The organism is Novosphingobium sp. (assembly GCF_041905565.1).
Taxonomy (GTDB): domain Bacteria; phylum Pseudomonadota; class Alphaproteobacteria; order Sphingomonadales; family Sphingomonadaceae; genus Novosphingobium.
Genome location: NZ_JAYRKX010000029.1, coordinates 1 through 11,337, shown reverse-complemented (window position 1 = coordinate 11,337; position 11,337 = coordinate 1). Strand labels below are relative to the sequence as shown.

The window sequence follows — 11,337 nt, the reverse complement described above, 5'->3', positions numbered from 1 at the left end:
TTACGTCGAGATGTTCTACAACCCGGTGCGCAAGCAGGTGAGGAACGGGATGCTGTCACCCGTCGAGTTCGAACGGCAGCAGATTTTGAAAGCGGAAGGCGTCTAGAAAACTAGGGGCTACTCAGTCTGCTCGTGTCGGTAAGCGACATTTCGCGAACCGGTCGGGAATGACGGGTTTGTCCCAAGTGCTGGCTTTCACGATCGCCCGCATCTGCCTGAACGGAAAGCAGCTTTCAGGGGAGCCCATTGAGGCGTTTAACGTCGGCTATGTTGGCGGTGCCAGCCATCGGCGTAATGGGTAGAATACGATCAGATTTCGCCGTTCAGCCGGACGAGCTTGAATGTCCGATTACGTCGATACCTGCCATTGGAATACATCTGACCATCCGGGCAGCAGGCGCTGACAGAGCTGACGTTCGAGACTACAAATAAGTTCATAGACAGAGGCCGTTGGTTCGGGCTGGGATCAATCTCAGCGAACCCCTGGCTCAAGCTATCGTCTCGCCGAAGCTGTCATCAGTGAGAGAATTAAGGCAAGTGATCCTCGCCTCACGTCGACAACGACCAGAACGCGCGCAACGAGCAGATCTTGCCGGCTGCATCGGCCTTGTGGATCGTGATCAGGTCGATCGAATTGGTGCCGCCGTCGGGCGATCCGATCGTGAAGGTCGCCGCGCTCGCCACTTCATCACCGCAGGCGAACCATTCTCGGATCTTGTAATCAAAGCTGGTGTTGCGGGCGACCACGGTATCATAGAACTGCGCGATCGCTGCACGCCCGCGGTGCCCCTGGCCGGCGGGATCGAACGGCGAGGGGCCGACCGGGTCCTCGACCACCGCGTCCTCGGCAAATAGGTCGAGCCAGGCTTCGCGCTGCCTGGCCTTGACCGCTTCGAGCGAGGCAATCGACAGGTCGCGGGCGGTGATCATGACAATTCTCCAGGTCTCAACGAATCTGGGGTACCCATTTGCGCTCGGCCAACTGGGCGGCGCGGGTAGCGGCATCGACCTGGGGGGTCGTGGCGGGCAGCAACTGGCGCAGTCTTGCCAGCGGGACGCGCTGCGCAGTCGGCGCGGCATCGGGGCCGAGCGGGGCCCTGATCCCCTGCCAGCGCATGAAGACATAGCCTTCGGGATTGCCCGCTGGGTCGAGCCAGTTGGGCACGCCCGGATCGCCGAGCGCGATCACAAAGCGGATCATGCCGTCGGCATCGACCCGCGCCTGGCGCGCGGTCAGGCTGACCTGATGCAGCACCGGGTTGGGCGTGACGAACCACGGATCGCCCAACTGGATCCCCTGATAGGCCACATCGGCCTTGCGCACCGTGATCACCAGCGCCTCGTCCTGTGCAATCCGGTATCGCGCCATTACGCTCATCTGATTGCCCAGCCCCCCGGTGCTGGTATCAGACAGCCGCGGCTTGGGCAGTTCGTTGACCCAGGTCGCGCGCTCAATCCCCGGCACGTAGGTTTCGACCCACAGCCTGGCGGCCTGCCGCAGCGCATTTGCCGCCTCGACGAATCTGCCGCTCCGTTCGCGGGGCGGCGGCTGATCGAGCCGTTCGACGAACAGTGTCGAGGGGCTCTGCCGCCAGTCGCCGAACGACTGGCGCGCCAACACCGCCCGGGCCTGGTCGGGCAAGGCAAACCAGTTCCCGCTCTTGCGCGGCGCGCCGCCGAGGAACACTTCGAAATCCTTGCCCTGCTTTGCATTCGGACGGATCACCAGCAGGTTCTTGCCCAGGCCGACGATCGGGTACTTGTCGACCACCTGAAAGCTCAGCTCGTCATGCGTCCCGCGCCGCCCGTAGATGCGGTACATCCCGCCCGGTTCGAGCAGGACCGAGCGATAGATATTGTCGGGATTGAACAGACCGGGCAGCCCTTCCACGCCGGTGCTGCGGCCGAACGAGGGAGTGCCGATCGTGCCGAGCTGGCCCGCGAAATCCCAGGCCTGGCCGAACAGTCCGGCGAGGTAGCGGTCGGTGTTCTGCCGCGCCACCTCGGAGCTGGTAGCATAGGGCGACGCGCGCAGGCTGGCGCTGACATCGCGCAACGCATCGATCAGCGGCGCGGCGGGATCGTCCGCCACTTCAGCTTGCGGCGCGACCGGATCGGCGCAGGCCGGGGCGGCGATCAGCAAGGCAAGGGGCAGGAACAGAGCGCGCAGGGACATGGCCGGACCTCAGTCGTTATAACGCAGCTGGACATGGCGTCGGCGCGCGGCGATCGCCCTGGCGCGCTGTTGCGGCGTAATCCGGGGCATGTCCTTCGGCAGTGCGGAGGCCAGCTCGGCCAGCTTGACCTTGGTAGCCACCGGGTACTTCGCCGGATCGAACACCTTCTCCTTCATCCCGTCGAAGCGCAGCAGGAAAACCCCGTGGCGGCGACCCATGGTGTCGAGCCAGTTGGGTATGCCCGGGTCGCTCCCGGCGAGCACGAAGTAATAGGACCCGTCGACGCTGCGCCGGGCCTGGTCGCCGCTCAGGCTGGTCTGGCGGTTGCTGTATTCGAGCGAGGAGAACCACAGGTCGGTCAGCTGGATGCCCTGGTAATTGCCGCTGGCAGGCCAGGTGCGGATGATCAGCGCTTCGTCCGGGGCGAGGTCAAACTGCCCGCTGGCCATGAAGCGGCCCGGAAGCCCGCCCTGCGAGCCGGGATCGAACGGCACGCCGACCGTGTTGGGCGTGCGCTTCATGTAGCGGTTCGCGATCAGCCCCGGCCAGACCCGGACATGGGTGCGCAGATCCGCCGCAGCCTTGTGCAGCCGTGCCGCCATCATCGCGTCGTCCACCACGGGCTTGAGATCGCCTTCGTGGCCGATCCGGTCGACATGGACATCGCCAACCATTTCTCGGTCCCAGTCGCTGACCACCTGGCGGACCAGCAGCTGGCTGCCGTCGGGCGGGTTCTCGATCCAGTTGCCCGGCCGCTTGTCCGGCGTGATCCACACTTCGAACGCCCCATCGGGGCCAAACTTCATCTGGTCCGCTCCGATCGAGCCAACGCTGCGCCCGCCGCTGCCCGCCACATAGGGATCGCCGGCATAGACCTGGAACTCCAGCCGCCGCTGCTTGCCCAGCTTGCCCCAGACCCGGTATCCAGTGCCGCCACGGATATTGGCGATCAGATAGCGCTGGTCGGGATTGTCGCCGCCTTCGCGGATGCGGTGGTCGAGCACCCGAAAGTGGGGGAAGTCCGGGTCGAAGACCACGTTCTCCTCGATCCGGGCCAGCATCATGCTGGTCAGGAAGGCATAGGCCGAGGCGCGGTTCTCATCGTCACGGTAGAACGGGTGCTGACGCAGATAGGTGGTGGATTCGGCCAGCGCGGCCTGGAAATCGTTCCACGCGGCATCAAGCTGCTGGCTGGGCGGGGCTGGCTGTTCGGCTGCTGACGGGGCGGAGAATGCGAGTGCCGCGGCGATAGGCCAGGACCAGACGTACTTCATGGTGTCCTCTCGATGCATGTGTGCTGGATCAGCCCGGATCGACGATCGCTCGCGCGGTTCTGCGCAGGATCGACTTGAACAGCGCCACCTCGGCAGGATCGTCGGGACGATAGGGACGGTCGTCGCCAAGTTGCTGCGGGTTACAGACGTAGTGCAGGATGCTGCCGCTGAGTAGGTTGACCAGGTGCATCGACGCGCTCGGGGCAAATCTGCCTGTCGCAGCACCGTCTGCGATGATGTCTCGGAACATCTGCAGGGCATTCTGCGAAAAGTCCGGCGAGTAGTCGTCAGGATGCTCGGCATTGGCGCAGTTGCGCAGGATCAGCCGCGCTGCGGCCGGCCGGGCGACCATGAAGTCGACCCAGCTTTCGACCAGCAGCAGCAGACGCTCCCAAGGGTCGGACGCGCCCGCCAGACGATCCTCGGTGTGGGCGACCAGGCTTGAGTGGATACCCGCAAACACGTCCTCGAACAGTTCGCGCTTGCTGCGAAAATGATAGAAGATCGCGGCGCGCTTGATCCCGATCGAATCGCCGATCGCTTCGAGCCGGGTTGCATCATAGCCGAGCTCGGCAAAATCGCGTTCGGCCACCTGCAGGATCTGGAGGCGGGTTGCCTCGCCCTTGCGGGCCTTTTTGACCGAGTTTGCCAACGTGATCCCTTCCCCAAGTGCTACGTTCGGCTGGCCTCCCACGTGAGCGGTATCAAAGTCAATCTACTTTCACGAAAGTAGATTAGAGATCGCACCTCAAGGTTCGCGTCCCGGAAAGGTGAACATTTTAGGCCAAAACCCTTCGGTGGTCGCGAGGTGAGTTCCAGAAATTGACTTGCAAGTAAGTTAATCCTCTGCGACCCCTTGAATCCAGGATGCCCGCCAAGGGGCAATCGGGAGAGCGCGATGCGCATGGTCGGAATCTGGGCCTGGACCGCCACTGCTGCATGCTTGACGCTGGGCGCGAGCTCTGCGGCCGCTGGTTCGACCGACCTCGATTGCGGCCCGATCGCAACCGCCGAACAACGAGCACTTGAGGTGCAGGTCAAGGCGGTGCTCGCCTCGGCTCCGATGCAGCGGGAACAGGCCCGGATCGTGGCCCTCTATCGCGCCGACCCGCAGGCCGGCTCACCTGCAGGCCGCGCAACCATCGAGCGCGCGGCAGCCGCGATTGCCAATGCGGCCGCCCAGTACATCGTCAACGATCCGGCCAACGCGCAGCCAATGTGGGTCACCAAGGCGCCGTTGCGCCTGCGCGGCGTTGCAGTCGGGCGCTCGGGCTATGGCATCGACAATCCCGACAATGTCTATCGCAACGTGCCGATCGACGCGGCGGCGTCCTACGAGATTACCGGGCGAATTGGCCCCGGCGGCCCAGCGCAACTGCACTTCACGCTGATGGATGCTGTCCCCGGGACGACGCCGATGTCGGTCGAGGGTGGCGGCTTTGTGGGCACCCTCAGCAGTGAAGACATGGAAATCGGCCCGGACGGCCGCTTCACGGTGACGATCGGTCCCGAACCCGCGAACGGACGCAGCAACCACATCCAGTCGAAAGGCAGCGGCAAACTGCTGATGGTGGTGCGCGACCTGTTCACCGACTGGGGCAAACAGCAGCCTGCCGCACTGGCCGTGCGCAAGACCGGCGGGCCTGACCTGATCGCGCCGACGCCCGCCGAACTGGCCCGCCGATCAGCCGCGCTGCTGGCAAAGATCGCGCCCTACTGGCTCGCCTACGACAACACGTACCTCTATTCCCGACCCGCCAACGCCTTTGTCGCGCCGCGCCTGCGCCCCGGCGGGCGGGGAATTTCGGCGAGCGGCTGGTTCAGCCTGCAGGACGGCGAAGCGCTCGTCGTAACGCTCGATCCGCTCGGCGCGAAGTCGCTGGGCTTTCAGCTGACCGATCCCTGGGGCGTGGCCTATGACTACATCGACCGGACCAGCAGCCTCAATCTTGCGCAGGCCCGGCCCAATCCGGACGGCACGATCACCTATGTCATCGCCGCGCGCGATCCGGGGGCGGCCAACTGGCTCGATCCCAGCGGACAGGGCGGCGGGATCATGACGATCCGCTGGCAAGGGCTGCCCGGCGGGGTCACCCCGGCACAGGCGGTGCGCGAAGTCCGCAAGGTCTCCCTGCCACTGCCCGCAGACATCGCCACGGTAAGCCCCGCAGAGCGCCGCCTGCAGCAGAAGGAACGCGCGGCGACGTACTGGCGGCGCACCTTCGGCCCGGCTCCGGTCGCGGCTTGCAAGGGATGACATGAACGGCCCGCAGCTTCGAGCCAGGTGAACACCAAGGGAGGGAACAGGTTATGACAATCCGCAAACAGAGCATCGCGCTCAGCATCAGCATTGGAGCGCTGGCCCTCGGCCTTGCAGCCCCGGCCCAGGCACAGGACGCCAAGGCGGACGACAATGCCGAAGTCAGCCTCGATGAAATCATCGTCACCGCGCAGAAGCGCGCGCAGAACCTGCAGGAAGTGCCCATCGCGATTTCTGCACTGGGCGCGGAAAAGATCGCCCAGCTGGGCGTCCGCGATACCCGCGACATCAGCGGCCTGGCTCCCAACGTCACCATCGTGCGCTCGGTCACCGGCGGTTCGGGCGCGGCGATCTCGATCCGCGGGATTTCCGGCGGCGGTTCGGAATCGTTCGGGCTCGACCAGGCCAACGCGGTTTATGTGGACGGAATCTACATCGGCCGCTCGGGCGCGACCGCGCTTGACGTGATGGACCTGGAACGGGTTGAAGTGCTGCGCGGCCCGCAGGGCACGCTGTTCGGCCGCAACACCACCGGCGGTGCGATCTCGTTCATCTCGCGCGATCCTTCGCAGGACCTGCGGATCGCGGCGAGCGGCACGGGCGGCAATCGCGGGCAGTGGGCGGGGCGGATCTCGCTCGACACGGGCAGCATCCTGGGGATCCGGACCAGTTTCTCCTATGCTCACAGCCAGCAGAACGGGACGGTCGACAATATCCTTCAGCCCGACAATGCGAAGGACCCGGGCGCACGCAAGCTGGACTCGTTCCGCGCCGCGCTCAAGGCCGATCTCGGCGGCACCGGCTCGATCCGTTACATCTTCGACTATTCACGCAACGAAATCCGCTCGCCCGCGTTCCAGCTGACCAACCTGGCGGACGGCACGGCGCGTCCGCCGCTGGTGGTCGATGGCCAGGCCGGGGTCACCCAGACCCAGGTTGCGCCGGTGCAGCAGTACATAGCCGCGGCAACCTTCGCCAACCCGGCGTGCAAGGCGCTGGCCGTGCCGGACCGGCAGTATCGCTCGCAGATCTGCCTCGATGACGACGGCCCGGTGATTGACAAGATCTGGGGCCACAACCTGCAAATCCAGAACGATTTCGGCGGCTTCCAGGTCAAGCTTACCGCAGGCTACCGCAACTGGTCGGCGCGTAACACCGGGTCCGACCTGGACGGCATGGGGGCTTTCCAGGGGCCGATGTTCACAAGCGCCTCGCTGTTCAATGGCATGCCGGCCTCGCTGCTGGCGTTCGTGCCGTCGATCCCTGCCGTCGCCAGGGCAACCATTGCGGCGGCCCCGGTGCCAACCACCACCCAGAGCCTGTTCGACACCTCAAACACCCGCCACCACAAGCAGTTCAGCCAGGAACTGGAAGTGTCAGGCAAGACCGACAGTCTCGACTGGGTCGTGGGTGGGTTCTACTTCTGGGAAAAGGGCAGTGAGCTCAACTACCAGAACTCGGGCTTCGTGCTTGATACCAACGCCACGTTCCTGGCGAACTTCGGCGCGCTCGGGCCCTCGTTCGCGGCGGCCAACCCGGCGCGCTATCGCCTGGTGCCGACGCTCGGCCTGCTGGAATACACCACCAGTGCGGAATCGAGCGCACTCTATGGCCAGGCCACCTGGTATGTCGGCGGGCGTGACGCCGGCGGCCTTAGCCTGACCGGCGGACTGCGCTATACCTGGGACAACAAGCACATGATCCGCCAGCAGAGCGGCGCGACCCGTCCGTCGACTCCGGCGACCGGGGATGCATCGTTCAAGCGGCTGACCTGGAACGCGATGGCACGCTATGAATTCTCCAGCGAGGTCAACGCCTACCTGCGTGCGGCCAGCGGCTATCGCTCGGGCGGGTTCAATGCCCCCGACACGACCCAGGTCGGCACCTCCACCCTGCTGCCGTTCGATTCCGAAAAGATCATGTCGTACGAAGCCGGAATCAAGACCGAACTGCTCGATCGCCACCTGCGCCTGAACCTGGCCGGCTATCACAACAATTACAAAGATCTGGCCGTGGCCGTGCCCGTGCCGACCGCCTCGGCCGGGGTGTTCGGTTCGCGGATCGTCAATGCTGGCAAGGTCAACTACACCGGCGTCGAAGTGGAAGGCCAGGCGGTACTGACCGACAACTTCACGATCGACGGCAACTTCGGTTACGTCGATGTGCAGTACAAGGAATTCAACATCCCGACCTCTGGTGCAGTCGGTTCGCCGATCGTCAACATCGCCTCGATCTCGAAGCCGGGCTACACGTCGAAGTACACCGGCAATATCGCGCTCAATGCGGTGTTCCCGCTGCCGGGCGGGATGCGGCTGGTCGGGCGGGCCGGCTATACTTATGAATCGCCGAAGTACAGCTTCAGCAACAGCATCTCGGCTCCGTTCAATGAACAGGTCCGCAGCGATGCGCGCAAGACGGTCGATGCCCAGATTGGGTTGGACCGGATTGCGCTGGGCGGTGCGCAGGCCGAGGTCAAGGTCTGGGTTCGCAACCTGACCAACCAGCACCAATTTGTCCGCGCCGTCGATTTCGGCTCGCTTGGCTATGCGGGCGGGTTCTTCAGCGAACCCAGGATGTACGGGGCGACGGTGTCGGTGAAGATCGGCCACTAGTACACAAAACCCGAGCCGCGGCGGTGGGCCGCGGTCGAGTCCGGCGGGACGCTACCCCTCCTTGTCCCGCCGGTCTTTTTTTGCGCCTACAATGCCTGCGCGGCCCGGCTTCAGACCAATTGTTGCGGTTCTTATTTGAAACATTGGAAGAGTTTGAAGATGTCGTTCGATCGACGCAGCCTGATGGCAAATCTGGCGATGCTCTCTGCGGGAAGCGCGCTAGTGCCCCACCCGGCGAAGGCAGTTGGTCTCGATGCGGCCGGCGATCCGCTAGCCGAAGCGATGGCAAAACTGGCAACGACACTGTCCGGATTTCCGGACGCATATCCCGGGCTCCGCGCACCCGCGAGCGAACTCGATCGTGCCGAGGGATATCGGCTGTTTCTGCGTTACCTGACGATCGGTATCGATACCTTCGTGCAATATTCCGATCCGCTGTTTCCTGCCTTCTTCCAGGCGACGCGCGACGGTGTTCGCAAATTTGCCGGTGACAGTCCCGAGCAGCTCTATGACAAGGCGGCCATCTCGGGGGGGCATGATTATCTGGTAACCGGCAGTCTGCGCGACGTGGCCCTCATCGAATTCGGCATCTATTCGGGTGGCCTTTATGCAGGCGCGGATCGCAGGAGGCTGATTGACAGTCTCACGGAGCGCGACCTGCGGGTGCAGTCGAATGGTGAGTTTAAAGTGCGTCTCAGCCGGTCGGAGCGAGGGCCGAACGTGCTCCGTCTGACTCCCGACGCCAGTTCGATTGTGGTCAGGCGCTATCTGCGCGACCCCATTTCCAATCATCCGCCACCATTGGCGATTCACAGGATGTCAGGGGACGCCCAGCTTCAGCCGCTCGATACCGCTGACCTGGCCAAATCCATCGAACGGGCGGGTAACTTTGCCTTGTGGAACGTGCAGACGTGGGCGAAATGGATGGCGAATAACCGCGACAGGCAGCGCAATTCTCTTGCTCCAATGCCTGATGAAGGTGACATCTACACACCTGCCGGCCATCGTTACCTCTCGGGATACTGGCAACTGCCACCGGGCAAGGCCTTGCTCGTGTCCTTCGTTCCATCGTCCGACTCCTACTGGAGCTTCGTGCCGATGAATTTCTGGATGGAATCCTTCGAATGGCGCTTCGGCAACCGAGTATTTGCAAGCAAATACACAACCCAGCCCGACCGCGATGGCGTGGTACGGCTGGCCCTCGGGCCGGTTGACCCTAAGGTTCCGGGGGTGCCGTGGATTGAGACAATGGGCCATTCCGAAGGCGGCATGGTGCTGCGAATCGCGCGTCATGAAGGCCCGATGCCCAGCGCCGATTGCCAATTGATTGGCGTGACAGCCTGAATGCTATTTCCTAACTATTGAGTGTAGAGTGCGCGAAGCCGCTTGATCTCCTTCCGACCGACGCCAAGTTCGGCCTGAAGGTAAGCTTCGATCGATCCCCAGCGCCGGTCGATCTCCTCCAGCGCAAAGCTGAGGTACGCCTTGCCGTCGGCGGTCATCAGCGGGCTGGGCTGCCGGTTACCGGCCTGCTGGTATTTCGCGAACAGCGCAGCGACCGGATTGCTCTCGGCCAGCGCCGGGCCGATCGGCGGCATCTCGTTCTGCGGCCGGCGATAGCGGGTCGAGAGGTGGTAGTCCGCCAGGATCGTCGCGGGGGGGGGGCGCGGCGGCGACCCGAGCAGCACCGGGGGCGCCCCGCGCCGACAGGATCAGCGCGGTCGCGATCCCGGTCCGGTCCTGCCCGGCCGAACAATTGTAGACCAGCGGTCCATCGCCGCGCAGCAGGCTGGCGAACAGCAGCCGCAGCTGCGGCCTCAGGCCCAGCGGCATCGCGCGGTAGCTATCGGTGACCGAGGCCGTGAAGTTGAGGCTAGTCATTGAATAGCCGACCGCGCTGTAATGCACCCCGTCGATCCGGCTCGGCGCGAGCACCCGCTCTTCGTCCGAGCGCAGGTCGATCATCTCGGTCAGGACCAGCGCGCGGATTTGTTCGCGGTCGCGCTCCGACAGCATCGGCGTCGCGCCCGAGCGATAGATCAGCCCCCAGCGCACATGCCGTCCGCCCGCCACTGCATAGCCCCCGATGTCGCGAAAGTTCGAACCCCGCTCCAGCGGCACCAGCCGTTCGGCCACTCGCACGACCTGACCGCTGCGGGGATCGCGCAGCAGCACGTAACTGCGCTTGTCTCCCGTCGGCAGGGTTGCGCTGCCATCCGTATCGGCTCGCGAAACCAGGGTGGCGGATTTGAGGCCCGCATCTGCGCGATCGGCGACGAACACGTCGACCGGGTCCGCCGAAGTCCAGTAAGCAAAAACGGCACCGCTGGCATTGCGCTCCACTGTCGCATCGGTCGGCGGGGCTGCCGCCACATTGGCGGACAGGGCCGCCAGCACCAGCGACAAGATTTCCAGCTTGAGTCGGGTCACCGATTACTTCTCCGTTCGCAAGGCAGGAAGCCATGCTCAGTCTGCCTCACATCTCAAGCAGCGGCAACCGGATTGACGGGCTCTTGTCGGTAGCTGCCGCCGAGACCTGCGCGCAACAACGTCTACTTCTGGTCGTTTGGGCTTCATGAGCTGCCATCCCGGATTGTCCGACAGCTAGGACGTTCCGAGACCCGAAAAAGGGCGTCCTCTTTCGACCAGACCTGCCATTCGCACGCTGAAGCGTAAATGGCGGCTAAGTCCCAGACTCGGACCTTTCACGCCGCCAGCTAAGATGTGAATGGATGACGGCTTTTGAGGAGGCCGCCTCCCCCCCCGAACGGCTGCTCTGTCAGCGGAGCCAGCCGTTCAACTCCCGGCGTCTTCAGCCGGATGGACCTGACAGGCACCGCAGATGAGGTCTCCGCTGAGCTGTTTTACGAAAAGGCCTGTTATGAGAGGGCTAGCGTCCGCGCTCGTGGTGTAATTTCCGGTGTATGTGACGGTGTATTCCGGGGTGGGGCATGCCCCACCCCGGAATGCGGCGTCGCTGGTGGCCACCGGGCTCATCGTTATGGTGGAGTTTG

The 11,337-nt window shown here is 64.1% G+C and carries 9 protein-coding genes; 3 read left to right on the top strand and 6 right to left on the bottom strand.

Annotated elements, in window-relative coordinates; translation table 11 throughout:
• Positions 1–549: 549 nt before the first annotated feature.
• From ACE3N9_RS16170 to ACE3N9_RS16155, 4 genes are read right to left on the bottom strand one after another with little or no spacing between them, the layout of a single operon-like run.
• Positions 550–930 carry a nuclear transport factor 2 family protein gene (locus ACE3N9_RS16170; RefSeq protein ID WP_374285454.1) on the bottom strand — a complete coding sequence of 127 codons (381 nt, stop codon included), beginning with the start codon at positions 928–930 and terminating at the stop codon, positions 550–552.
• A 16-nt stretch (positions 931–946) separates the two neighbouring features.
• Positions 947–2,176 (bottom strand): hypothetical protein, encoded by a 1,230-nt coding sequence (locus ACE3N9_RS16165; RefSeq protein ID WP_374285452.1) that lies wholly within the window; start codon positions 2,174–2,176, stop codon positions 947–949.
• Between the two features lie 9 nt (positions 2,177–2,185).
• Positions 2,186–3,451 (bottom strand): hypothetical protein, encoded by a 1,266-nt coding sequence (locus ACE3N9_RS16160; RefSeq protein ID WP_374285451.1) that lies wholly within the window; start codon positions 3,449–3,451, stop codon positions 2,186–2,188.
• 28 nt (positions 3,452–3,479) lie between these two features.
• A complete protein-coding gene (locus ACE3N9_RS16155) occupies positions 3,480–4,103 on the bottom strand; it encodes a TetR/AcrR family transcriptional regulator (protein ID WP_374285448.1) in 624 nt (207 codons plus the stop codon).
• Positions 4,104–4,349: 246 nt separating this feature from the next.
• Here ACE3N9_RS16155 and ACE3N9_RS16150 point away from each other — a divergent pair, with 246 nt between their 5' ends.
• The 3 genes from ACE3N9_RS16150 to ACE3N9_RS16140 all read left to right on the top strand — a co-directional run bounded on the left by ACE3N9_RS16150 (position 4,350) and on the right by ACE3N9_RS16140 (position 9,667).
• On the top strand, positions 4,350–5,708 hold the full coding sequence (locus tag ACE3N9_RS16150) for a hypothetical protein (RefSeq protein WP_374285446.1): 1,359 nt from the start codon (positions 4,350–4,352) through the stop codon (positions 5,706–5,708).
• Positions 5,709–5,761: 53 nt separating this feature from the next.
• Positions 5,762–8,323, top strand: a complete 2,562-nt coding sequence (locus ACE3N9_RS16145; RefSeq protein WP_374285444.1) for a TonB-dependent receptor — start codon at positions 5,762–5,764, stop codon at positions 8,321–8,323.
• A gap of 159 nt (positions 8,324–8,482) precedes the next feature.
• The gene (locus tag ACE3N9_RS16140) at positions 8,483–9,667 is read left to right on the top strand and encodes a hypothetical protein (RefSeq protein ID WP_374285442.1); all 1,185 of its coding nucleotides are present in this window, start codon (positions 8,483–8,485) and stop codon (positions 9,665–9,667) included.
• A gap of 14 nt (positions 9,668–9,681) precedes the next feature.
• On the opposite strand, the gene ACE3N9_RS16135 is transcribed toward ACE3N9_RS16140, so the two are convergent.
• Positions 9,682–9,921, bottom strand: a complete 240-nt coding sequence (locus ACE3N9_RS16135) for a tyrosine-protein phosphatase (RefSeq protein ID WP_374285440.1) — start codon at positions 9,919–9,921, stop codon at positions 9,682–9,684.
• On the bottom strand, positions 9,845–10,753 hold the full coding sequence (locus ACE3N9_RS16130; RefSeq protein WP_374285438.1) for a tyrosine-protein phosphatase: 909 nt from the start codon (positions 10,751–10,753) through the stop codon (positions 9,845–9,847). The genes ACE3N9_RS16135 and ACE3N9_RS16130 overlap by 77 nt, the downstream gene beginning before the upstream one ends.
• Between the last annotated feature and the right edge of the window lie 584 nt (positions 10,754–11,337).